This window comes from Nonomuraea sp. MG754425, from assembly GCF_021699195.1.
Classification (GTDB): Bacteria; Actinomycetota; Actinomycetes; order Streptosporangiales; family Streptosporangiaceae; genus Nonomuraea.
This window is the reverse complement of sequence record NZ_SSXE01000004.1, coordinates 41,776-65,473: the sequence shown is the minus strand read 5'-3', so window position 1 is coordinate 65,473 and position 23,698 is coordinate 41,776. Positions and strand designations below refer to the sequence as shown.

The following is a 23,698-nucleotide window of genomic DNA, read 5'->3' as shown; positions in this document are numbered from 1 at the left end:
AGGCGGTCGCGGAGCGGTGACCAGTCCTCATCACCGGCCGCCGGAGCCGCGCCGGCCCGCGGCCCGGCACCTCTACGTCGAGGCGCCCACCTACTACCGGCCGCAGCGGACGGACCCGCCGGCGGTGTTCCTGGCGGGCGGGATCACCGGGGTGGAGCGCTGGCAGGTCCGGGCGGCGAACGTCCTGGCGGCGGCCGAATCGCCGCTGGTGGTGATCAATCCGGCCCGCGCCGACTTCCCGATCGCCGACCCGGCCGCCGCCTGGGAGCAGGTCAGTTGGGAACAGCACCACCTGCACCTGCCGGGTCTGGTCACGCTCTTCTGGTTCCCGGCCAGCGACCCGGCGGTGACGAGCCAGCCGATCGCGCTGTTCGAGCTCGGCCAGGCGCTGGGCGAGGGCCGGCGGATCGTGGTCGGGGCGCATCCGGACTTCCCCCGGGAGCCCGACGTGCGCATGCTCTGCCAGCTCGCCCGGCCGGGCACGCCGGTCTACGCCGATCTGGACGACGTCCTCTGGGCCGTGCTGGCGAGCTGCGCAAGCGGCGACCGAACGGGCTGACACGCTTCCCTGGTTCACCTGAGCCGGAAGAAGCACAACATCCTGGTGCAGGCCGAACCGGACGCGACGAACCGCTTGAAGCGGTCGTGGGCCGCGCCTTCGGTTCCCTGACGGCGCGTTCCCGCGCGCTCGGCCCGTCGTAGCAGTCCGGGTGGGTCTGCCAGATCGCCAGGTCGCTGATCAGGTCTTCGAGCGCTCGGGCCGGATCTCCTTCCAGATCGCCGTCACGGCATCACCGATACGCGCCCCGGCCCGGGACCGGTCTTCAATGAGCAGGGCCCCGGCATCAGCCGGGGCCCTGCACGGTCGGGGGTCGTCAGAAGTCGAACTCGCCCTTTTTCGCACCGTCGACGAACGCGGCCCACACCTCGGCCCGGACCACGAAGGGAGCCTGGCCGGGAGCCTCGGTGTCACGAATGCCGACACGACCGCCGGACAGTGGTGCGACTTCGAGGCAGTCTCCGCCGTTTCCGGTCGAGAGTTCCGCCTTGCGCCAGGCCGCCGTCTCCAGCTCGGCCGTCAGGTCCATTTCTCCACCATCTTCCTGATGAACTCGACCGACGCCCTCTGGGGAAGGGCATCTGCCCTGATGGCATCCAGTTTCATGCTAACCAGCTCGACCACCTCGGCATAGCTCGTCACGACGGGCTCGGCGGCGGTCTCCAGGTAGACCGTGTGACGGGTGCCGGTGAGCGCCTGCGCGATGACGATGCCCCCGCTCAGGCCGGGGTTGGCTCCCAGCGGGCACACCTGGAGGGTGATGTGCGGGACTCTCGCCGATTCCAGCAGCCGCTCCAGTTGCTCCCGCATCACGGCGGGGCCGCCGACGGGCCGGTTGAGCACCCCTTCGTCGAGCACCACCAGGTAGCGAGGAGGGTTGGTGCGGGTCAGGATCTGCTGCCTGGCCAGCCGGGCGGCGACGAGGGCGTCGATGCGTTCGGTGTCGTGGCCGGACTCGCCTTCCAGCAGGGCGCGGGCGTAGTCGGCCGTCTGCAGCAGCCCCGGGATCACCAGAGGCTGCCAGGTGCGCAGCGACTGCGCCTGCTCTTCCTCCTGCAACCAGGGGGCGAACCAGGTGGGCGCGGTGTCGCGGTGGCGGGAGAGCGACGCCCACAGTTCGCGCAGGCCGGAGCCGAGCGCTCTCTCGCACTCGGTGAGGAACTGTTCGGTGGGCGGGCGTTTGCCGACCTCCACCGCGCCGATCTGGCTGGAGGAGTATCCGGCGTGCCGGCCGAGCTCCGCCTGGGTGAGTTGCGCTTCCTCGCGCCTGCGACGCAGTTCGGCTCCGAAGGCCGCTGTCCTGCTCGCGTTGGGGTCGAGTTTGCGTGCCGCGGGCATGCTTTACCTCCGCATGACTGGTCGCACAATGGCCACGCATCCAACGCCCAAGAACGCGACATCCTGTTGGATGAATGGCGTTAAAAACTGTCCCACAAATTACCGTCGAGACGCAAAGCTGTGGACAGATCGCAGGGCAGTCGAGGGGCCGAAACTTCTATCCCACGGGTGATCGCGAAAATGGCGTGGCATACAAGAGCCGCATAAAGAACAAATGCGACAAGGTGCTGGCTAACTGCGGATTCAGGTTCGGTTGAGCATCATACCTGCGTCCGATTGGTCAGTACGGCAGGAAAAGGCCGCCCGTCATACTGGAATCTGCCGCACTATATACACCCTTCGGGGTCCGCACACGAAATGACGAGGCAAGTCCGGTGATCCCCATTCTCACACTGACTGAACATCAGGAACTCGGCGTTATCCGGCTGGCGTGCGACACCCGGGCCCCATATCGGGCGCGGGAAGCGGTCACCGCCTGGGTGGGGTCCGCGCACCCGTCCGGGGAGATCTTGGTCTTGGCGGCGTCCGAGCTGGTCACCAACGCCGTCCTGCACGGCGGTGACGACGACATCGAGGTGACCCTCTCCCAGGGGCCGGATTTCCTCAGACTGGTGGTGACCGATCCCGGCGCGGCCCGTTCGACGCCCGTCCCCGTCCCGAGGCAGGCGTCCACCCTGTACGCGGAGCACGGGCGGGGACTGGCGATCGTCCGGGCCCTGTCACGCGACCGGTGGGGCAGCTACCGGCTGCCCGCGTCCGGACGCCGCGCGGTGTGGTGCGACCTCGACCTCCACCCGACCCCGGCACAACTCGACGAGCTCTTCCACGGTTCCGCCTGACCGCCCGACCCCGTGACACGTTTGGAGTCAGCCATGCCCCAGCCCGTCACCCCCGAGGTGGCCGCGCAGGCCGCCGGCCACCTCACTGACCTGCAGAGACTGCTGCACGACCGCGGCCTGCACGCCCGCCTGCTCACCTCGGACGACCGGCTGCCGCGGCTGCGCGTGATCAACCCGGAAGCCACCGCCCTGTCCGAGATCATCTCGGCGGCGCCGGAGGAGGGCCGATGGCTGTTCTGGTGGTCGTGGTGCGAACCGATCGCCGAGGTGACCCACCTCGCCCCGGCCGCCCACCGCATCACCCACGTCCTCGCCACCGCACCCCCGAACGCCGCCTGACCCGACCGGCCCGCCGGTTCCGAGGGCTGCGCTGCCGGCTACATCTGGCCCCAGGCCGACTACTTCTTGGACTGACCCACCCCACGGCCACCGTGATGCGCCACCCACCCCCGCGAGCCTGGCGCTGTCACCCGGCAACCCGTCCCGCGCGCGCTGGACACCAGACGGCCGCGGGGCCTCGCCCGTACGGCAACGCCGAGGTGAATTCGGTTGCGGGGGGTTTGGTGGGCTTGATGGGGTGTCCACATGGACGATGCTGCCGCGCGGGCACGATGGACGAGGGCGAGAAGAGACCGTACGGCCGCGCGGCAACCGGCTCCATGGCACAGGCCGGCGGTGCTCGGGGCTCTGATGCTGGCCGCCCTCACCTTCAACACCGCGGAGAACCTGCCGGTCGGACTCCTGGAGCTCATCTCCGAAGACCTGAGGGTGTCTCTGTCGGCGGTCGGCCTGCTGGTCACCGGGTACGGCGTGACGGTGGCCGTCGTGTCCGTGCCGATCGCCCACGCCGTGCGGGCCGTGCCCCGGCGTCACGTGCTCACGGGGTTGCTGGCCGCGCTCGTGATCTCCAGCTTGGTCGCGGCGCTGGCCACCTCCTACTGGACGCTCCTCGTGGCGCGGCTGCTGACCGCGCTCGCCCAGGCGCTGTTCTGGGCCGTGATGGGACCGGTCGCGGTGGGCCTGTTCGCACCCGAGGTCCGGGGACGCGTGGTCGGGGCACTGTCCGTCGCCGGCTCGCTCGCCCTCGTACTCGGTGTTCCCGCCGGGACGTGGCTGGGCCAGCAGAGTGACTGGCAGGTGCCCGTCGCCGTGCTGGCCATCCTGGGGCTGGTCTCCTTGGTGACGATCGCCGTCCTGCTGCCGACCTCGCGTCCGGAGGAGGAGCCCGCCGCCTACGCGACCAGCCCCGACGTGCGGCGGTTCGCCACGGTGCTGACGGTGGGGGCTTTGTCGGCCGCCGGGGCGTTCGCGGGATACACCTACATCATGACGTTCCTGGGCGACGTGAGCGGGTTCTCCCCGAACGCGATCAGCCTCCTGCTCGTGGGGTTCGGTGTCGCGTGCGTGGCCGGGGTGAGCGTCACCGGGGTCTTCCTGGACCGCTTCCCGCAGTCCGCGCTGGCCGCCGCCGTGGCCACGCAGTCGGTGGGCATGCTCGGCCTGTACGCGTTCGGCGCCCACCCGGTGGCGGCGGCGGTGTTCCTGCTGCTGATGGGCAGCGCGCTCGGCCCGGTGTTCATGGTCACGCAGAACGCGATGCTGCACTGCGCGCCGGGCCGTACGGACATCGCCTTCGCGGCGAACTCCGGCGCCTACAACGCGGGCATCGCGGCTGGGGCCGCCCTAGGGGCCCTGGTCCTGCCGCTCACCGGCGTCCGGGGCACCTTCCTCACCGGCGGGCTGCTGACCCTCGGCTCCTGCGCGGCCCTGCTCACCGGCCGGTTGCTGAGCGGCACACCGTCACCCGGAACCCTCGACGGGGCCGGCGCGTAGCGCCTTACGGGGCCCAGAAGCGGGCGGGTATGGCCTGCTCGCGGTAGTTTCCGTCATGGGCTTCGACGAACCATGCGTTCCGGTTCGGCAGGATCCCGACCACATCATGCAGCCGGGTGCCCACGTAGTGGAGACCGACGCCGTCCTCGGTGGCGTACCCGGCCGGCAACGTCCCTTCGCCGATGAGTTCCCGGAAACGAGACCGTCTGGGCTGGTCGTCCAGATCATCGTGCACACCGTTGCTGAACGGCAGAAAGCCCAGGCCGTCCTCGGTGGCGTCAAGGTCGTCACCGAAGGAGTCGGTCACCCCGTCCTGATGCCAGCACAGGCTGCCCGCACTCTGACCCGCCAGCACGACGCCCTTCTCCCAGCACTCCCGCATGATCGCGTCGAGCCGGTGCGCGCGCCACACCGCCAGGAGGTTCACCACGCTGCCGCCGGACACGAAGATCACGTCCTGGGCGAGCAGATGGGCGCGTACGTCGGTGACGTTCGGCTGCGTGAACAACTGGAGATGGGACAACTCGGCGTCCCCGAACAACCGGGCGCGTCCGTACCAGCCGTCGATGTGCTCGCGAGAGTCACCGACCGCCGTGGCGATCAGGCACACCCGTGGCCTGCGCACGCTCGCCAACTGCATGGCCTGCCAGATCTGGACGCCTACCTGCCTGAATCCGTCAGGGGGATTCAGGACCCCTGAGCACGCCAGGATCTGCGGGTCTCTGATCATGAGCACATGGTCTCACCGACCAGTCAGTGTTGGTGTGTGGCGAGGGCGGCCACGGCCTTGGCGTGCCAGGCGGGGGCGTTGGAGGTGGCGAAGATCTCGATTGCCGTCTCCAGATGCTCGATGTGCCGGCCGTCGACGATGTGGCCGAGGGCCAGGTGCACCCGTCCCTCGAAGGTCCTCCCGTTGAGCTGGCGGCCCTGCTCCAGCGCCAGGGTGAGGGTGGCCCGGCCCTGGGCGAGCCGCCCGGCGGCCACCTCGGTCTCGCCCAGGACGAGGAGCGCCTCGGCTTCCTGGAAGAGGTCGCGCCGCGCGCGGGCACCCCGTACGACGTCGGTCAGGATGTCGTGGGCCTCCTGGACGCGGCCCTGGCGCAGGTAGGCGTCGCCGAGCGTGCGGCGCAGGTGGAGTTCGAGCTCGGGAATCCCCGGAGGCAGCAGGGCGAGCCCGCGTTCGGCCGCGGCCTGCGCCTGGTCGAACTGATCGCGTCGCTGGTGCAGCGCGCCGAGATGGAACAGCACGTACGCGGCGGACGCCAGGTCGCCGATCTCCTCGAAGATCTCGAAGGCCCGCTCGAACGCCGCCAGGGCCGGTTCCCAGGCGGCGAGCACGCGGTGGGCGACGCCGGAGTCCGCCAGGGCCAGCGCGTGCCCGCGCTTGTCGCCGAGGAGCTCGTACAGGTCGACGGCCTCGCTCGCGCACGCGACCGCGAGTGACAGGTTGCCCATCTGGTGGTGGAGGCCGCCGTGGCTCAGCAGGAGGGCGGCCGTGCCGCGGAGATTGCCCTGACGACGGCACAGCCGCAGGGCGATCTCGTAGTCGGCGAGCTGGTCGTCCTGGTAGCCGCGCCTCTGCCGCAACATCGAGCTGGTGGCGGTCAGCTCCCAGCACGGCTCGGACCAGCCCGCGCGGGCGGCCTGCCGGATCATGGCGGAGAGGTTGAGCCGTTCGGTGTCGAGCCAGAGCATCGGATCCGGGACGAGCGCCGCGTGGTTGTCGGGTAACCAGCGGGCGCTGGTGCCCTGGACCTCGTCGATGTCCTCGCCCCGGAAGGCCCTGTCGGCGTGGGCGGTGAGGGCCAGCATGGCTCCGAGGGCGCGCAGGGTGGCCGCCCGCCGTTCCGCTTCCGGTTCGTCGGTCTCGGCGCGTTCGGCGGCGTAGAGCCGTACGAGATCATGGAAGCGGAAGCGCCGCCGGCCGGTGCGGTCCACGCCCAGGGGTTGCAGCAGTTGCGCGTCGACGAGGACGTCCAGCAGGGCGTCCGCTTCGAGCAGGTCCGGCTGGTCGAGCAGCGCCGCGAGGTGCCAGGCCGTCAGGCCGCCGGGCGCGTCGAGCAGGCTCAGCAGCCGGAAAGCGCGCGTCACCGGTTCGGGCAGATCGCGGCAGGACAGCTCGAAACCGCTTCTGACCTGCAGCTCCTCGCCGTTCATGAGGTCGAGCCGGCGCTGCCGGTCAGCCAGTTGCGCCACCAGTTCCGCGATCGAGCCGGTTCGGCGACTGGTCAGCCGGGCGGCCGTCAGCCGCAGGGCCAGGGGGAGCCCGTCGCACAGCCGGGCGAGCCGCTCGGCGTCGGTCCGTTCCCGTTCGACCCAGGGGGTGCCGAGCACCCCGGCGAGCAGGTTCACGGCCTCCCGGTCGTCGAGGGGCGCGAGCGGAACGGCTGCCGCGCCGTACTCGATGAGCAGGTCCTCCAGCCGGGGCCGGGACGTGACCAGCACGCGGCACCCTCGCGCACCCGGCAACAGCGGCCGGACCTGGGCGGACGAAGCCGCGTTGTCCAGCAGGATCAGCACCCGCAGCGGGTGCAGGACGCTGCGGTACAACGCCGTGCGCTCGTCGGTGTCGGCGGGGATCTGCTCGCTGTTGACGCCCAGCGCGCGCAGGAACCGCCCCAGCAGGTCGTGCGGCGCGACCGGCTCGGCCTGGCGGTCGTAGCCGCGCAGGTCGGCGAAGAGCTGGCCGTCGGGGAAGCTCGACAGGTTGCGGTGCGCCCAGTCGAGGGCGAGCGCGGTCTTGCCGACTCCGGCGATGCCGCTGACGATCGCCACCGGCGTCGGGCTCTCGGGGGCGATCAGCCCGTCCAGCGCGCGGGCCGCTCGGACGCGTCCGGTGAAGGCGGAGTTCGGCGGCGCGAGCTGGGCCGGCACCACGGCAGAGGCCGATCTGGGCGTCCTGACCGGGTACGTCTCCTGCCGGAGGATCCGCTGCTGGAGGTCGCGCAGCTCCGGTCCGGGTTCGAGGCCGAGTTCGCGCGCCAGGAACTCGGCGGCGTCCTGGTAGGCGGCCAGCGCTTCGGCCTGCCGGCCGTCACCCCACAGGGCGGTCATCAACTGGGCGCGCAGCCGCTCGCGCAACGGGTGGGCGAGCGCCAGCGACTTCAGCTCGGCGACGATCTCGCCGTGGCGTCCGAGGGTGAGCCCGGCGTCGAGGCGTTCCTCGGTCACGGTGAGCCGTAGCTCGTCCAGGCGTGCCGCCTCCTCCCGCACGACGGCCAGCGCCTGCGACTCGGCGAAGGCCGGGCCCCGCCACATCCCCAGGGCGGCCTCGAGCGTGGCCATCCCGGTGACCAGGTCGCCGCGCTCGATCGCCTGCCTGCCATGCCGGACGGCCCGCTCGAACTCCAGGGAGTCCAGTGCGGCGTCCTCGACGGCGAGCAGGTAGCCGGCGGCCGCGGCGGTCACCCGCGCGGCCCCGAGCGCCTGGTTGAGCCGGTGGACGTAGATGCGCAGGCTCTCGCGCGCGGAGGCCGGCGGGGCCGAGTCCCACACGGCCTCGATCAGGTCCGTCGCCGCGACCGCGGTGTTCGGCCGCGACAGCAGCGCGGCCAGCAGCCGCCGCACCTTCGGCGGCATCGGCACGACGTCCTCCCGATGTCGCGCCTCCACCGCGCCCAGCACCCTGAACGTCAGCATCGTCACCGCCTTCCCCCGAAACCGGCTCACGGATCTCTCACGGCATCCTCACGGCTGCCCGGCCAGGATGGGGCCGGTCCGTGGAGATCGTTCTCGAACCTCGACATCGCCGGACCCGATCGAGCGCCGCCGTCCGGGCTCCGCCAGGGCGGTGCTGGTGTCCCAACCGCCCCGCCACCCTTCCCGAACGGAGCCTGATGGACCTGACCCGCACCCGCCACGGCACCACCGATCTCAGAGCCGTCATCCGCACGGCCCGGTGGTAGCCGGTGCGTACCTCACTCGTGTTCGCCGCGCTCGTCGGCGTCGTGCTCGCACCGATGTCGAGCGTGCCGGCCGCACCTCTCATGGCGCCGGCCTCGGCTGCCGTCCAGGAGCCGGTCCCGTCCGTCCCCGCGGACCGGCGGGAGGAACTGCTCGGCTCGGGATGGGCCGGCTCCGACGACCTGGCTTGGACCGTTGCCGGCGATTCGACCGGCTTCCACCTCCTGGTCGCCAGAGCCGCCGACGGCTACCGGTGGCGAACCGCCGCGACCCTGTCGGAGGGCGGCTTCGACACCGACAGGTGGGTCGGCAACGCCTGCCTCACCGGCTCGGCCAAGCGGGCGGTGGTGGCCTACGCGCCACGCCAGTTCACCAACTCCGAGGCGCTCTTCCGGCGCGGCGCGTTCACCGCGCTGGTCGACCTGGAGTCCGGGCGGATCACCAGGCTGGGACTGCACGCGAGCCTCGCCTACCACAGCCCGGGATGCGGCGCCGGTGAGAGCGCCGTGTTCGGCCAGGCAGGCGGGAAGGAGGGCACCGCCACCCGGTTGCACCTGGTGGACACGACGACCGGCAAGATCGCCGACCCGGTCGAGGTGCCCGGCCAGGCCACCTCGGCGGTCCCGATGGGGGACTCGATCGTGGCGGTGGCGGGCGACGGCCTGATCGAGGTCTCCAACTCGGGCGAGACAAGCCGGTACGCACGTTCGCAGGGCACGCCGAGCCACCTGCGTCCGCACCGCGACGGCAGCCTGACCTTCCTCGCCGCCCACGGCGACGACCTGGCGACCGTCGAACACCTGCCCGCCGGCGGACAGCGGCCGAAGCGGCTGGCGACGGGCCCGCTCACCCAACTGGGCCTGGCGGCGGGGGCCGGCGGCACGGCCTACCTGACCGGCCGTCCCACCGAAGTGGACGCGTTACCCGGCCAGGTCGTCCAGGTGGCGGCGGGCGCGCACGACGAGGTCTCCACCGGCGGCGCGCTGTTCCTCTCCCACACGTCCGCGGGCGTGGGCGTGCCGGGGTCCGCCTCGCGGGTGACGCTCAAGGCGCACGTGGCCCGTACCGGAGCGGGGCTCGACTTCACGCTCGTCCCCGGAGGTCCGCGGGCCGCAGGCGATCCGGAAGCCGCCGGGCGGGCCGCCCCCCAGACCGAAAACCCGATCGAGCCCTGCGCCATCGCGCGCAACGACGCCCGCCGGCAAGCGCTGCAACCGCACTGGAAGCAGGTCGAATGGGCGGTCAACCTCGCCGTTCAGGGCGCGCTCACGACGCCGCGGCCCTCCAACTGGAACCAGTCGGGGCTGCCGTCCTGGTCGCCGCAGGGGCTGCTGCCGCCCTTGTCGCTCAAGGGCGGCGGCCAGGTGCCCGCGCAGATCATGCTCGGCATCCTGGCGCAGGAGTCCAACCTGTGGCAGGCGTCCTGGCACGCCTTGGAAGGGGTCACCGGCAACCCGCTGATCGGCGACTACTACGGCAGGCGCGCCTCCGACGACGGCTGGAGCATCCGCTGGCGGGAGGCCGACTGCGGGTACGGCGTCGCCCAGGTCACCACCGGCATGCGCAAGGGCGACCAGGCCGAGACCACCCAGCGGGCCATCGCCCTCGACTACGCCACGAACATCGCCGCGGGCCTGCGCATCCTGCAGGACAAGTGGAACCAGGTCTACGACCACATCAAGGTCAACAACGCTGACCCGGCGAAGCTGGAGAACTGGTTCGCCGCCGTGTGGGTCTACAACAGCGGGTTCCAGCCGGACGCGCGCTTCGGCAACGAGACCGGCTGCCGGCCCAGCCCCACCTGCACCGACCAGTTCGGGAACTGGGGCCTGGGCTGGTCCAACAACCCGATGAACGCCGACTACCCGCCCAACCGCACGCCGTTCCTGGAGCACAGCCAGGCCGACGCCGCCAACCCGCAGCGCTGGCCGTACCCGGAGAAGGTCATGGGCTGGGCCGCCCACCCCATCGCCAAGTACGACTTCCGCGATGACTCCACGCACGCGGGCTACAACCAGGCGTGGTGGAACACCCAGGCCCTGCGCGAGCAGGTCAAACCGCCCCGGACCCTGTTCTGCGACAGCAGCAACTCCTGCGCGCCCTCCGCGCAGCCCTGCCTCAGGGAGGACTTCCGCTGCTGGTGGCACAAACCGGTCGTCTGGAAGGCGAACTGCGCCGCCGAGTGCGGCAACGCGAACATGCGCTTCCCGACCGACTATCCAGAGCCCGAGTTCGCCCTGCATCCGGGCGAGGTCGAGGAGAAGAAGATGCCGGTGGAGCACTTCCGGCCCAACTGCGACCCCTTCACCACCGGCTTCAACGGGAGCAACGCCGTACCGGCCGGATCCCTGGTCATCGACGACGTGCCCGACACGGTCGCCTCGGTACGGCCCGGCTGCGGCCGTCGCTTCACCAACGCGGGCTCGTTCGCCCTGGACTTCGCCAAGGACGACGAAGGACTCGAACGCTCGAAGATCGACTTCCATCAGGCCGGAGGCGGGCTCGGCGGCCACTTCTGGTTCGCCAACACCCGCCGGCCGAGCGACGCCGCCTACCGGGTCACCGGCACCTGGACCCTCGGCCGCACCCTCCACCAGTGGGCGCGGGTGATGGTGCACATCCCCGACCACAACGCCGCCACCCAGCAGGCCGTATACACGATCGACACCGGGGACGGCCGGCGCAAACGCGCGGTCCTGCAACGCGTCCGGCAGCACCGCTGGGTCTCCCTCGGCGTCTTCGACTTCGGCGGCGTGCCGTCGGTCTCCCTGTCCAACCTCACCGAGGACGGCGACGGCGAACAGCGAATCGCCTGGGACGCCATCGCCTTCCAGCTCCTGAGCTCCAAGCCCAGGCACCAGATCGTCTCGCTGGGCGACTCCTACGCCTCCGGCGAGGGCGCCTCGACGGCGGCGCAGTTCGACTACTACACCGAGACCGACAGCGACGGCGGCGGCATCGAAGGCACCTACCACAACCCCGAATACCGCTGGAAATACGGCAACGCCTGCCACCGCTCCAAGTACGCCTGGTCGCGCGCCGGCACCCTCACCGACCGTCCGGCCATGAGCATCGGCGAGCGGCACGACACCTGGGACCCGAGCCTGGAGCACCAGTTCCACGCCTGCTCGGGCGCGCTCACCGGCAACCTGACCGGTCAAGGGCAGTTCCGCGAACACGGCCAACTCGACAAGGGGTACCTGGACGAGAACACCACACTCGTCACCCTGTCCATCGGCGGCAACGACGCCCGCTTCGGCGCGATCCTGGAGCACTGCATCGTCCGCCCTCCGGGCCAGACTCCCTGTCAGGAGACGGTCTTGGAGGGAGACGGCGACGTCCCGCTCGGCGAGTCCGTTCCCCGGCAGATCCACGGCGCCGTCGGCCCCGCCGTCCACGACACCCTGCTGGAGATCCACCGCGAGGCCCCGAACGCGGCCATCATCCTCATGGGCTACCCGCGGTTGTTCGACGGCCCCTGCGTCTATGGCATCGGCGAGGACACCTATCCCTGGCTCGGCGAGATGGCCGGCCTGCTGAACGGCGCCCTGCGCTCGGCCGCGACCGCCGCCGCCGTCGAGACCGGCGCGTCCGTGTCCTTCGCCGACCCCCGCGAGCAGTTCGCGGGCCGCGGGGTCTGCGGGGAGGCGGAGGCCATCCACAACGTGATCGTGGCCCGTACCCAGGGTGAGAGCCCGAGCCTCGTCCCTGTCTCCCAGCAGTCCTTCCATCCCACCAAGGAAGGCAGTTCGGTGCTGTACCGCAACGTCTTCAACCAGGCTCTGCGCGACCTCAATAGCTGACGACAAGGAGACATGATGTCCACCAGATCCACGATCGCACGCACGCTCACCGCGGTGGCGTTGGCGTGCACGACCCTCGCCGTCACCGGCGGACCGTCAGGCGCCACGACGGCGCTGTCCTGCAAGGGAGCCTCCTGCGTCGGCAAGGACCCGGCCGACTACGGTTGCGACGCCGACGCCGTGCGGGTGGCCATCTCCTCGTCCAGAGACTGGGAGAGCAGCGTCCGCCTGATGAGGTCCGCCAAATGCTCCGCCTACTGGGCCGTCGGGGTCGACGAGAGCTCGTGCTGCGGATACTCGGTGGTGAAGGCGACCCGGCAGATCAAGACGACGTACGGCTGGTACAACCAGCGGGTTCAGACCGTCAGCCACAGCAACGGCGCGGGCTCCCGCTGGACCCCCATGAACCAGAACACCAGTGGCGACCGCCACCAGGCCTGCTACTACACCTGCACCACGTGGGAAAGCTGATGGGAACTCAGATGACGATGCTCACCCTCGCCCGCGCCGCACTGGCGGCGGCCCTCGCCGCCACCGCGCTGGGCGCCACCGCCGCCACCTCCGCCCACGCCGCCGTCGGGTGCTCCGGGGCGTCCTGCGTGGGCAAGAACCCGTCCTCGATGGGCTGCACCGCGGATCAGGTCATCCTGGAGCGCGAGCGCGTCGACTCCTATCTCGAGTTCCAGCTCGTCAGCTCGGCGAAGTGCGCGGCCCGCTGGGGCGCCTTCAAGGTCAGCATCACCGGCACCGCGGGCGCGGTGACGCTGACCGAGACGAGACAGGTGAAGACGCCTTACGGCTGGTACGCCGGCGGAGAGGAATGGGTCGTGGTGGACCTGTCGAAGAAGGGCACCACCCGCACCGAGATGAACCGCAACACCAGCGACGACCGGCACAGAGCCTGGGCGGCCGGTTTCGGCTTCACCGCCTGGAGATCCTGAGGACGAAACCCGCCTCCCCTTCTTCCGGACGTCATCTGCCCGTGAGGCAAGTAGCCGCTTTAGGGAGCAATGCTGACGTTTGCCAGCTTTTGGTGGTCCCTTCTCCCGGAACCGGTGAGGATCGATAGGGGAGGCATCGCGGTGCTTCTGATCACGTGAGGGGGTGATCAGAGTGAGCTGGTGGCATCGGTGTTCGGTCCGGACCCGCCTGGCCGCGGTGGCCAGCGCCGTCATGGCACTGCTGTGCGTCGCGGTGGCGGTGTTCACCATGGTGACGATCCGGCAGGCGGCCATCGACTACCGCACCGACCAGCTCTTCGCCGATGCCGTGCTCCTGGGCGCCCAGATGCGCCACCGCGTCCCCGAGCTGGCCGAAGGCTCAGGGCAGGCGATCCAGGTGTTCGATCCGTCCGGCGCCATGGTCGCGGCCACCCGCGATGTGGCGGGCAAGCCGCCGATGACGAACCTGCACCCCGACCCCGACGCCTACGCCAGCGTCACCACCTGCGGCGGGAAGGTCTTCCCCGGCCGGTGCATGATCGTGCTCGCCTACCCCTTCCATCGCGCGGGTGGCGTCTGGCAGCTCGACATAGCCGTCCCCGCCGTCCCCTGGTATGTCGGCTCGCAGTTGGTCGTCCCGCTCGCCGTCGGCTTCGTCCTGCTGGTCGGGGCGACCGCGGCGGGCAGCTACCGGATCGTCGGCAAGACGCTGCAGCCGGTGAACGCCATCAGCGGCCACCTCGCCCAGATCACCGCCAGCGACCTGCGGCACCGGGTGCCCGTGCCGAAGTACCGCGACGAGCTGCAGGACCTGGCCGAGACCGCGAACCGCACGCTGGACCGCGCCCAGACCGCGGTGGAGCAGCAACTCCGCTTCGCCTCCGACGCCTCCCACGACCTGCGCAGCCCGTTGACCGCCATGCGGACCCGGATCGAGGAGGCACTGGCGTGCCCGAAGGACGCCGACTGGCCGCAGGCCGCGTCCGCGCTGCTGGAGAGCGTGGAACGCATGCAGGCCCTGATCGGCGACCTGCTGCAGGTGGCCCGGCTGGACGCCGGCGCCACCGGCCGCCACGAACCGGTCGACCTGACCGAACTGGTGGCCGGCGAGCTGACGCGCCGCACGGCCAAGGCCGGCCTGAGCCACAGCCTCACGTCCGGCGTGATGGTGGACGGCTCGCGGATCGAGCTGGCCCGGCTGCTGAACAACCTGCTGGACAACGCCGAACGGCACGCGGCCTCCACCGTCACCGTCACCCTGACGCTGGACGCCGGCGTCGTGGTGCTGGAGGTGCTCGACGACGGCGAGGGCATCGCCCCCGAGCAGCGGGAGGCCGTCTTCCAGCGGTTCACGCGCCTGGAGGCGTCCCGCGTCAGGGACCCCGGTGGCACCGGGCTCGGGCTGCCGATCGCCCGGCAGCTCGCCCAGGCCCACGGCGGCACCCTGACCGCCGAGGACAGCCCGAGAGGTGCCCGGTTCGTCCTGCGGCTGCCTGGCCGCGCCGCGTCTACGAACGACGCTGGTCCGCCACCGTGACCGACGCGAAGGCGTTGACGAACGACGCTAGCCCGCTACCGTGACCGACGCGAAGGCGTTGACGATCCGATGGTCGGAGCAGGCTTTGTCGCGGTTCGCGCCGCAGACGTACCCGATCGGCTGGGAGTCCTCCCGGTAGCCGGTGAGCTTGTCGGCCGCGGCGAAGACGAGGTCGACCTTGCCCGACTGGCCGCACGCGCCCAGCGTGTTGCTCTCGGTGGTCTGCTCCCCCCAGCCGGGGCAGCTCGGATCCTCGTCGTCGAGCTCGTGATAGCGGCCGTGGTTGCCGGAGTTGTTCACGGTGTCGACGGTGGGCGAATACCAGTCGTCCAGGAGCGGGCTGTGCGGCTGGATGTTGAAGTCGCCGGCGATCAGCACCGTGTCGCCCTGGGCGCGATAGCGCTCGATGACGTCGTGCACGTAGCCGAGCTGCGCCGCCTGCGCGTTCGCCACATAGGTGAGGTGGGTGGTGCAGAACCGCAGGTGCGGCTGGGCGGCCACCGGCGCGCAGAGCAGCTTGCGCTGCTTGTCCTCGTCGGCCTGCGGAAGCGTGAAGCGCTCGGTGGGTCCGAGGGCGAAGCGGCTGAAGATGACGACTCCGTAGCCCGTGCCGCCGCAGTATCCCGGGTCATCGGCCGGCGTCATCCGCTCGTAGCGGGCGAAGTTCAGCGGATTCTGCGGCCAGCCGATCTTCTGGAGCGAGTCGATCACCGCGTCGTACTGGTTGTGGCACATCTCGTTGACCGACACGAAGTCGGGGTCACGAGCACCGATCGAGCCGACGATCGCCTGGAGGATGCCGTTGGTCGTGGAGCCGAGATGCTTGCCGTGGCCGGCGATGTTCCAGTGCCAGATCTGGTACGTCGTGGCCGCGTATGCGTGGGACGGGGTCAGCATGAGCACGACCGTCATCGCGATCACCGCCCAGAGCCGGGGTGCGGGGCCTCGCCGTGAAGTGATCTTCATAACAGGAACATGAACCAGCTTCCGGATCACCGCAACCGCGATGCCGGCAGCGGACGCCGGCTCTGGTACGCCGACCTGAACAAGGTCGCGGACGACGGCAAGCAGCACCTCGTGTCCGACGTGACGATCGCCCCGGACGGCACGGCGTACGCCGTGGACGAACTCTCCCCGACGATCTTCCGCATCGCCCACCCCGAAAAGGCCGCCGAGGTCAGGCTCTCCAAGAACCTGAAGGCCCGCACCGCTGGCCTCCGGGTCCTGCCGGACGGGTCGATCGCCGCGATCAGCAGCGGACTGCTCAGCGGGAAGGCCGCCGTCGTGCAACGGGTTCGCCCCGGCCGTCACTGGAAGTCCGCCACCGTCTCGGTCACCGACACCGTCACCGACCCGGTCAGCAGCGCCCTCACGGCCGGCCCCCGAGGCACGACCTACGCGCTCAGCGGCGGCCTGGCCGCCCTGCTGGCCGGCAAGCCGAACGACGGCTTCACCCTGCGCCCGGTGACTTTGAGCAGAGCCAGGTAGGAGGGCCAGATGTCGCCGTCGTCGGTGTGCGGGCCGTCCTCGCTGTGGGAGCTGCCGGTGCCCGGGTCGATGAACAGGTTGCCGCCGGTGAGGTCGTAGCCTCGTGAGGAGTCAGGCGACGCCGCCCACGCACGGGCCCGAGGTGCCCATGCCGCCGGGGTTGAAGAGCTCCATGCGGATCCGGTGTCCTTCCTTGATCTTCTTGAGCCCCATGCGCTTGGCGATCCCGTACGAGCCGCTCATGTCCGAGCTGGAGCCGAGCGGCATTCTGGCCTTCTTGCCGGAGTCGAAGTCGAAGACGATCACCTCCATGTTGGGCGTGTGGTTCCCGCCCCGGTAATCGTGGACGAGCAGCTTCTCGCCTTTGGCACGGAAGGACACCTGGAAGCGTCGTGAACGATCCTTCTTGTGCGTCGCGATCGCGGTGAGGTTCCAGCCGCCCTTGTCGTCCGAGGCCTTGGCACGACCCAGGCACGTGAACGACCAGGTCCTGCCCGCCGCGGGCTCGGCGGACGCCGGCGCCTCGACGACGACGGTCGCCGTCAGGCAGGCGAGGGCTACGGCGACGGCCGCCGTGCTCTTTCTGGCCATGATCTTCCTCGTCCCCTTCTCGGAGGTGTTGAGTCGCGTTTCCACGGTGATCTCCTCTGCCGTGTTCGCTGTCACCCCAGTGACGAACGAGCCCATCCCGAGGGGACACCGGCGCCCGAGACGCACATCAACCGGAACACGTGTTCGTCACCGTGACCTTGGAGATCCAGGCGTACCTGTCCTTGAAGGCTTTCCGGCCGCTGGACTTCGGTGCGGCGACCACGCATCGCCGATGGACATCCGCGCTTTCCGTCCTTTCGCCCGGCCCGTGAATGACGCGCGTCTCTCCCGGTTTCGCGCCGTCGAAAGGCGGTCGCATCGCGTCACCCGCGAATCAGCCGGGTCGCGACGGCGAGCGGGGAGAGAGGCTGTCACCCGGGCGACGAAGCACTACGGCGTGACGGGACATCAGGAAATGTGATCTGCGTCTCCCTTACGGCGACTTCGTCGGAGTGAAGGTCGCAGGCTGGAAAGGCGCGTCCGCGCGCCCCCCTGCCAGTTCGAATGTGTGACGCGCCTTCCACCTTGCGCGGTACCCGGAGGCGCGCGCAGCGGATGAAGTCGCCTTCGCGGCAGGCAGGCCTCGCAGTGAGCGCCGAGGCCGTCGTCAGATCGTCTTGATGGCGCCGCCGTCGATGACATGGTCGGCGCCGTTGACGCTTGCGGCGTGCGGCGAGGCCAGCCACGTCACCAGGGCGGCCACCTCGTCCGGCTCGACGAGCCTGCCGGTGGTCATGCCGGTACTGGCCGGCAGGCCGGCCAGGAACTGCTGATGCTCCAGGCCGAGCGCGGCGGCCAGCGAGGCCCCGTACCCGTCCGGGGACTCCCACAGGGAAGTGCGGATGGCGCCGGGGGAGACGGTGTTCACCCGCACCCCTTGGGGGCCGAACTCCTCGGCCAGGGCCTTGCCGAACGCGGTCAGCGCCGCCTTGGCCGTGGTGTAGGTGATGGGTCCGGCGTGCGGCATCCGGGCGCCGTTGGACGAGATGTTGATCACGTTGCCGTGTTGGCGGAGCAGGCTGGGCATGGCGGCTGTGGTCGCGCGTACGGCGCTGAGGAAGTTCAGGTCGTGGTCACGCCTCCAGTGCTCGTCGGTGAAGTTCAGCAGGCCGCCGACTCGGCCCTCGCCGCCGTCGCCGCCGCCCACGTTGTTGACCAGCAGGTCGAGCTCGCCCAGCTCGGTCAGTGCCCGCTCGATCAGCGAGGCGGGGCCGTCCGGGGTGGACAGGTCGACGGTCAGCACGATCGCGCCGGTTTCCGTCAGCTCGGGTGAGACCGTCCGGGCGGCGGCGGCGACCCGCATGCCCTCTGCCGTCAGGGCCCGGACGATCGCCAGCCCAAGGCCCCTGCTCGCCCCGGTCACCACGGCGGTCTTGCCAGTCAGTCGCATGTCCATGTTCGTCTCATCCTCATGCCTAGATGCATCGCTATCGACACTTAAAACCTACAATTTGCGACTCTATTGATGCAACTATCGGGATAGCGGCGACGATGACGTATTCTTGCCCAGATGAAGGAGACGACGACATCGACGCGAGCGCTGAGGTCCGACTCCGAACGGACGGTGCACACCATTCTCGAAGCGGCCGAACGCGTGCTCAGCAGGAACCCGGCGGCCAGCATGGAGCAGATCGCCGAGGCCGCCGGAGTGGCCCGCACGACGGTCCATCGCCGTTTCGCCTCACGAGACGCGCTCGTGGCCGCGATGGCGTCCTGGGCTACCCGGCGCTTCGCCGAAGCCGTGGACGCCGCCCACCCCGAGACCACTCCGCCGCTCGTGGCGCTCTACCAGATCACCGCCAACGTGCTTCGGGTCAAGATCGACTGGTCGTTCGCCATGAGCCTGGCGCTGACCGCCGACCGGGAGGCCGCCCACGTGCACGCCGACATCGAGGAACGCTGTGAACGGCTGTTCGTCAAGGCGCGCGAGGCCGGTGTCCTGCGCGCCGATGTCGATCCCGCCTGGGCCAGGCGGGTCTACTACGCCCTCATCCATGAGGCGGCACAGTCACGCGACGCCGACGCCGACACGCTCGCGGCCCGCCTGGTCGATACGCTGCTCCGCGGCGTGGGCACCGGTCAGTCCCTCACCTGAGATTTACTGCCCGGACGTCCCGCGCGGTCCGGCTTCAAGGAAGACACCCGCCCTTCATCGGGTCGGCGGACTCACCACGCCGCTGACGTCGGAGACCGCGATGGTGCCCTGCTCAGGGTCGGCGAGGTGAGCGCGAGAGTCCAGAGCGATGTGGCGATTGTCGCTCATCACCCAGAGCCGGCCGAGTGGAACTGAACGCTGAAGTGCGGATACGAAGCGGGTGGGGCGGCAATGTACGGCTCGTCCAGCGCCTTGCCGTTCACCTGAAGCCGGCCCTGGAATCACAGCAGGCCACGGTGCTTCCCGGTACGCCGATGACCCTCGACACGTGCAGGGCATCTGGGGTGAAGTCGCGCCAGTCGTCCGGTATGAAGGCGATGACCTCACCCAGGCGGGGAACGTGGTCGTCGGCGGTCTGCCGCACCGTGAGGTGTGCCCCCATCTCGATGGTCGGCTCCATCGACTCGCTCGGCATGCTGATGCGGAACCCGCCGGTAACCGTGCTCAGGAGCCCACAGCCCGTGGTGGCGATCAGAACCGGGAAGACCAGCGCCACGGCGGCCCTACGTAAAGCAATCACCAGGGCATTATCCGGGCCAACCGGCGTTCACCACCTCCAGGCGAGTCACCGGACGGGCGCCGCACCCTACTGCGAAGCCCCGCAGAACACCTTGACGGCGATGCCCATGACCTCCGCAGTGGACGGGTTGCGGGTCGAGGGGTTGATCGACAGGGTGAGCGACTTGCCGGAGCCCGAGCGGAACGCGAACGTCAGGTACCCGATCAGCTCACCGCTGTGCCCCCACACCGTGCCGCACGGCAACCGGTACGCCTGCAGCCCGAGCCCGTAGCCGAACCCGGCCCCGGTCTCGACCGTCGTGCGCATCGCCGTCAGGGACGGCTCGCTGATGAGCCTGCCGCCGAGCAGCGCCGACATGAACGTCTCCAGGTCGCCGGTGGTCGAGATCATCTCTCCGGCGGCCCAGTCCAGCGAGGGGTTCATCCGGGTCGCGTCCACCAGGCCGGGCAGCGGCTCGTATCCCTTGGCGTGCGGCGACGGCACTCCTGCCCGGTTCCCCGGCACCACCGTGTGACGCAGCTTCAGCGGGCGCAGGACGCGGCGCTCGACCTCCTCGCCGTACGGGTTGCCGGTCAGCTTCTCGACCAGGAGCCCGAGCACCACGTAGTTGGTGTTGGAGTAGTGCCACTTCCCGTCGTCGGGGAGCTGCTTGGCGAAGGCGACCTTGAGCAGCTCACGCGGCTGGTACGAGCGGAACCGGGCCTCGCCGCGCCAGCGGTTGGTCGAGTAGCCGGGCTCGCTCATGTAGTCGTACAGATGGCTGGTGTGGTTGAGGAGCTCGCGGACGGTGATCTGGGAGCCGCCGGGCACGAGACCGGGCAGGTGCCGGTCGATGGGGTCGTCGAGGCCCACCTTGTTCTCGTCCACGAGCTGGAGCACCACGGTCGCGACGAAGGTCTTGGTGACGCTGCCGATCCGGAAGCGGCCGTGGGGAGAAGGCCGTCCGCCACGCTCGATGTCGCGTACGCCCACGGCGCCCGACCAGGTACGGCCGGCGTCGGAGACCCGCGCCAGGACCGCCGTGGCGCCGTTGCCCGTCACGATCTTCTCCATGTCGGCGCGTACGTCCGCGCCGGAGCCACTTACCGCCACCACTGCCGTCACCAGCACGTTCATCATCGTCTGCATCATGGGCAGAACGCTACGGAGATCGACTTCGCGGCAGAATGCGGTGCCCCGCCCACTCTTCCTGCGGAAAACCTCAGGGCACGGCGGCGGTGTGCGGCATGGATGCGGCGCGGAAATCGATGTTCACCGCGTTGCGGAGCCGCTTGTCCGGAGCCGCTTGCCCGAAGCCGAGGAACCTAGGGGGCGGTCAGTGCGGTTTCGATCGCCGTGCCGTTTCGCTCCAGCCATGCTTCCCGCCGTTTGATCTGATCGCCGACGCCCTGCTGCCACATTCGCGCCCATCCTCCGCCTTGTGTCTCGGCGATCTGCTTCATCGAGAACCATGACCGTCTTGAGCGCAGCACGGCCACTTCGACGAGCCGGGAACGATCGGTGTCCGACATCCCGTAGGCGTCGGCGAGGATCCGGCAGCGGCGCGGCGCGTCGACGTCCCGCAGCAGCGGGTCGGCGTCCACGGGGTCACCCAGTGGGGCCCAGTAGACCATCGCGTTGCACGCCTCGTCGACCCTGGAGACCGGTTTGGCCATGTCGAAGTCGATGAGCGCGGCGGCCTGGCCGTCCCGGAACACGATGTTGTCGGGTGTGAAGTCCATGTGCCCGATCAGTTCGGCCGGATAGGGCGGTGCGGGTGGCAGGTCCGGCTGCTCGGTGAGCCCCGGGAAGGGCCGGACCCCTTCCGGGAGGACGAAACCAGAGGCCGCGTCGTCGTAGGCCCGGACGAGGCGGCCGACCGAGGCCAACCGCGCCTCGTCGGCGATCCACCCGGGTCTCGGCCGTCCGGCGACCTCGCCGGCGACGAACGTCAGCACCTCACGTCCGGCCGCGTCGATGCCGAGGAATCTCGGAGCGCCCGCGAAGCCGACCTCCTCCAGGTGGCGGAGCAAGGCATGGACGAGCGGGGCGTTGAAGCCGACCGGCCGCCGCACGGTGTCGCCGACGCGCACCACGCCCTCGGTGACGTCACCGCCGACCAGCGCGATCTCGGGTTCGGACTCTGCGGGTTCGACGTAGGTGGCGGAGCTCATTGCGGTTCCCCTCTTCCATCCGGCCAAGTGTTAGACCGTACTGCGGCAGATGGGCATGATCGAGCGATTTCCTGGGCCATCTGCCGGGACTACGCAAACCTCAAGCGAGGGTTCGACACCACCGTGGTTCGGCTGATCATGCTGACCGGAACGACCTCTACGCCCAAATGGGCCTCCGCCTCGTCCACGACCCCTCCGAGAGAGTGGTCACAGCCGAGGCGAGGCCCCGCATGTACCAGAGTGTGCGTCACCTGGCCCGTCACCCATCGTGGTCGCTGCGGCGTTCCGTGAGGAACGTGTCGCGCCACAGCCCGTGATGGCGGCCGATGCGCTCGCGGGTGCCCACCACGCGGAAACCGAGCGACTGGTGCAGTGACAGGCTGGCGGCGTTGTCGGGGAAGACGCTCGACTGGATCGTCCAGACGCCCGCGTTCTCGGTGGCGGCGACGAACGCCGTCAGCAGCGCCCTCCCGACCGGCAGTCCGACGGGCTCACGGACGGCCGGACCGGCGCGCTCAGGGCCGAGACGCCGCCGCTCCGGTGCGGATGAGTAGACAGAGCAGGGCTCTGGTCACCCGCCACCAGACGATCCGCTCTCCCGGATTCCGCAGTTCGTGGTGCACCCCTTCTGCGATTACGCCCGAAGGCTTGACGGAAGGTGATGGTGTTATCACCCTGGCGCCAGGGGGCCGCGCCGATCTTCATGTGATTACTTAGCGCATGCACTAGCAGCGCTCAGTAATCACATGAGGTGAAGGCATCCATGCATCGCACCCTGACCAAGATCGTCACGGCTCTCACCGCCATCACGGCACTCGGCGTCGCCGCCCCAGCACCCGCCCAGGCGGCGCAGCCGGCCTACTTCGAGATGACCGACATCACCCGCGAGCACTTCATCATCAAGCTCACCGACCCCGCGAAGATCCAGCACGCCCGCGACCTGGTGAACGGCGAGACCACAGACCGGCCGCACGTCGTCGGACGCATCCTCAAGCGCCAGACCCCCTATAACCCGCGCTGGAGCTACCACCTGAACACCGACACCGTCGACTTCTTCGACCAGGCGTTCGAGGTCTGCGACGCGACGATCCCCTACGTCGAGGACAACCTGGACGAGGCCGGCGGGGCGTTCCTGCCCGGCCTCGTCTGGTGCGACTGGACGTCCAGGCTCGTGCGCGAAATTCCGGCGCCGTAAGACCGACGTCCTCCACGGCCTCTGGAGAACCGCTCCGGGGGCCGCCATTCACGGGACGGCCCACAGGTTGGTGCGCGGGGCCGGTGACCAGGAAGAACAGCACCTTGCGCAGCACCGAAGCCCCCACAACGCTGTACCTCTGATGCAGGCGCGAAACGGCGGGCCGGCGGCGTGGCCAGCGCGTGCAACGTAGATCTTGAGCAGGGTGACGTAGCCGGCCGCAGACTTCGCAGGCGCGGGCGCCGCGGACGTAGGCGGTCTCGAACAGCACCCGATCGGCCTGAGGTGCGGTCACGCTGAGTCGGGCGCGCAGGCGGTCTCGGGTGACCGTCCGTCCTCGACTCTCGCGATGGGCTCGCCGACGAGATGTTGCAGCGCGCTCTGCAGTGCGTTCCGAGCCGCGGGGGCGAGGCCGGCCAGGAGTTGGTCCTCGATCGCCTTGATGTCGCTACGGGCGGCCTTGAGGGCGCGGCTGCCTTCGGGGGTGACCTCGATGATGCGGGCTCTGCGGTCGGCGGGGTCCGGCCGGCGGCGCACCAAGCCGTCGTCTTCCAGTTCGTCGAGGATGAGGACCAGCTTGCTCTTGTCGACCGATACGGCCTGGGCGAGAGCGAGTTGGGAGCCGGCGGGGGCTTCAACGATGGCCATCAACACCGTGTAGCCCCACAGAGTCATGCCGTGCTCGCGCACCGCGGCGGTCTCGGCGGTGGCCAGGCCCTGCTTCAGTCGCGCGAACAGCCAGTGCAGGTCCTGGTGCAGCCAACTGTCGGGGGAGCCTTCGGGTGCGGGAACGTTGGCCATGTCCAGCATGATACCAACCCAAGATGTTCTTGACTCACAACT

The 23,698-nt window shown here is 69.9% G+C and carries 22 protein-coding genes; 11 read left to right on the top strand and 11 right to left on the bottom strand.

Translation table 11 applies throughout. From position 1 onward, the window contains the following. Positions 1-16: 16 nt before the first annotated feature. Positions 17-559: a nucleoside 2-deoxyribosyltransferase domain-containing protein gene (locus tag FAF44_RS02390; protein WP_237101298.1), complete on the top strand. Its 543-nt coding sequence runs from the start codon at positions 17-19 to the stop codon at positions 557-559. A 316-nt stretch (positions 560-875) separates the two neighbouring features. Here FAF44_RS02390 and FAF44_RS02385 read toward each other — a convergent pair whose 3' ends face one another. After that, positions 876-1,088: a DUF397 domain-containing protein gene (locus FAF44_RS02385; RefSeq protein WP_237101297.1), complete on the bottom strand. Its 213-nt coding sequence runs from the start codon at positions 1,086-1,088 to the stop codon at positions 876-878. Beyond that, a complete protein-coding gene (locus FAF44_RS02380) occupies positions 1,079-1,897 on the bottom strand; it encodes a helix-turn-helix transcriptional regulator (protein ID WP_237101296.1) in 819 nt (272 codons plus the stop codon). The genes FAF44_RS02385 and FAF44_RS02380 overlap by 10 nt, the downstream gene beginning before the upstream one ends. A gap of 374 nt (positions 1,898-2,271) precedes the next feature. Between FAF44_RS02380 and FAF44_RS02375 the strand changes: the two genes are divergently transcribed. The 3 genes from FAF44_RS02375 to FAF44_RS02365 all read left to right on the top strand — a co-directional run bounded on the left by FAF44_RS02375 (position 2,272) and on the right by FAF44_RS02365 (position 4,569). Next, a complete protein-coding gene (locus FAF44_RS02375; RefSeq protein WP_308193271.1) occupies positions 2,272-2,736 on the top strand; it encodes an ATP-binding protein in 465 nt (154 codons plus the stop codon). A gap of 33 nt (positions 2,737-2,769) precedes the next feature. Further along, positions 2,770-3,075 carry a hypothetical protein gene (locus FAF44_RS02370; protein WP_237101294.1) on the top strand — a complete coding sequence of 102 codons (306 nt, stop codon included), beginning with the start codon at positions 2,770-2,772 and terminating at the stop codon, positions 3,073-3,075. Positions 3,076-3,411: 336 nt separating this feature from the next. Continuing rightward, positions 3,412-4,569: an MFS transporter gene (locus tag FAF44_RS02365; RefSeq protein WP_237101293.1), complete on the top strand. Its 1,158-nt coding sequence runs from the start codon at positions 3,412-3,414 to the stop codon at positions 4,567-4,569. Between the two features lie 4 nt (positions 4,570-4,573). Here FAF44_RS02365 and FAF44_RS02360 read toward each other — a convergent pair whose 3' ends face one another. Then, entirely contained in the window at positions 4,574-5,299 is a 726-nt protein-coding gene (locus tag FAF44_RS02360) for a peptidase E (RefSeq protein ID WP_237101292.1), read from the bottom strand. Between the two features lie 23 nt (positions 5,300-5,322). Beyond that, complete coding sequence (locus FAF44_RS02355) at positions 5,323-8,208, bottom strand: BTAD domain-containing putative transcriptional regulator (protein WP_237101291.1); 2,886 nt, start codon at positions 8,206-8,208, stop codon at positions 5,323-5,325. A 269-nt stretch (positions 8,209-8,477) separates the two neighbouring features. On the opposite strand from FAF44_RS02355, the gene FAF44_RS55665 reads away from it, so the two are divergent. The 4 genes from FAF44_RS55665 to FAF44_RS02335 all read left to right on the top strand — a co-directional run bounded on the left by FAF44_RS55665 (position 8,478) and on the right by FAF44_RS02335 (position 14,753). Continuing rightward, a complete protein-coding gene (locus FAF44_RS55665) occupies positions 8,478-12,275 on the top strand; it encodes a GDSL-type esterase/lipase family protein (RefSeq protein ID WP_237101290.1) in 3,798 nt (1,265 codons plus the stop codon). A 12-nt stretch (positions 12,276-12,287) separates the two neighbouring features. Then, a complete protein-coding gene (locus tag FAF44_RS02345; RefSeq protein WP_237101289.1) occupies positions 12,288-12,746 on the top strand; it encodes a DUF2690 domain-containing protein in 459 nt (152 codons plus the stop codon). A gap of 11 nt (positions 12,747-12,757) precedes the next feature. Beyond that, positions 12,758-13,216 (top strand): DUF2690 domain-containing protein, encoded by a 459-nt coding sequence (locus FAF44_RS02340; protein ID WP_237101288.1) that lies wholly within the window; start codon positions 12,758-12,760, stop codon positions 13,214-13,216. Positions 13,217-13,388: 172 nt separating this feature from the next. Then, the gene (locus FAF44_RS02335) at positions 13,389-14,753 is read left to right on the top strand and encodes a cell wall metabolism sensor histidine kinase WalK (RefSeq protein WP_237101287.1); all 1,365 of its coding nucleotides are present in this window, start codon (positions 13,389-13,391) and stop codon (positions 14,751-14,753) included. A 27-nt stretch (positions 14,754-14,780) separates the two neighbouring features. Here the strand turns inward: FAF44_RS02335 and FAF44_RS02330 are convergent, their stop codons facing one another. After that, positions 14,781-15,719, bottom strand: coding sequence for an endonuclease/exonuclease/phosphatase family protein (locus tag FAF44_RS02330; protein ID WP_237101286.1), 939 nt, complete (start codon positions 15,717-15,719; stop codon positions 14,781-14,783). 9 nt (positions 15,720-15,728) lie between these two features. Here FAF44_RS02330 and FAF44_RS02325 point away from each other — a divergent pair, with 9 nt between their 5' ends. Then, a complete protein-coding gene (locus FAF44_RS02325) occupies positions 15,729-16,241 on the top strand; it encodes a hypothetical protein (protein WP_237101285.1) in 513 nt (170 codons plus the stop codon). 111 nt (positions 16,242-16,352) lie between these two features. Here FAF44_RS02325 and FAF44_RS02320 read toward each other — a convergent pair whose 3' ends face one another. Further along, a complete protein-coding gene (locus FAF44_RS02320; protein WP_237101284.1) occupies positions 16,353-16,877 on the bottom strand; it encodes a hypothetical protein in 525 nt (174 codons plus the stop codon). 562 nt (positions 16,878-17,439) lie between these two features. After that, positions 17,440-18,228, bottom strand: a complete 789-nt coding sequence (locus FAF44_RS02315; protein WP_237101283.1) for an SDR family NAD(P)-dependent oxidoreductase — start codon at positions 18,226-18,228, stop codon at positions 17,440-17,442. Positions 18,229-18,342: 114 nt separating this feature from the next. On the opposite strand from FAF44_RS02315, the gene FAF44_RS02310 reads away from it, so the two are divergent. Then, a complete protein-coding gene (locus FAF44_RS02310) occupies positions 18,343-18,927 on the top strand; it encodes a TetR/AcrR family transcriptional regulator (protein ID WP_237101282.1) in 585 nt (194 codons plus the stop codon). A 259-nt stretch (positions 18,928-19,186) separates the two neighbouring features. Here the strand turns inward: FAF44_RS02310 and FAF44_RS54370 are convergent, their stop codons facing one another. From FAF44_RS54370 to FAF44_RS02295, 3 genes are all read right to left on the bottom strand, one after another. Continuing rightward, positions 19,187-19,507 (bottom strand): S26 family signal peptidase, encoded by a 321-nt coding sequence (locus tag FAF44_RS54370; protein ID WP_308193270.1) that lies wholly within the window; start codon positions 19,505-19,507, stop codon positions 19,187-19,189. A gap of 66 nt (positions 19,508-19,573) precedes the next feature. Further along, a complete protein-coding gene (locus FAF44_RS02300; RefSeq protein ID WP_237101281.1) occupies positions 19,574-20,638 on the bottom strand; it encodes a serine hydrolase in 1,065 nt (354 codons plus the stop codon). A gap of 173 nt (positions 20,639-20,811) precedes the next feature. After that, complete coding sequence (locus FAF44_RS02295; RefSeq protein WP_237101280.1) at positions 20,812-21,660, bottom strand: phosphotransferase; 849 nt, start codon at positions 21,658-21,660, stop codon at positions 20,812-20,814. 763 nt (positions 21,661-22,423) lie between these two features. Between FAF44_RS02295 and FAF44_RS02290 the strand changes: the two genes are divergently transcribed. After that, entirely contained in the window at positions 22,424-22,855 is a 432-nt protein-coding gene (locus FAF44_RS02290) for a calmodulin-binding protein (protein WP_237101279.1), read from the top strand. Positions 22,856-23,146: 291 nt separating this feature from the next. Here FAF44_RS02290 and FAF44_RS02285 read toward each other — a convergent pair whose 3' ends face one another. Then, entirely contained in the window at positions 23,147-23,656 is a 510-nt protein-coding gene (locus tag FAF44_RS02285) for a MarR family winged helix-turn-helix transcriptional regulator (RefSeq protein WP_237101278.1), read from the bottom strand. Between the last annotated feature and the right edge of the window lie 42 nt (positions 23,657-23,698).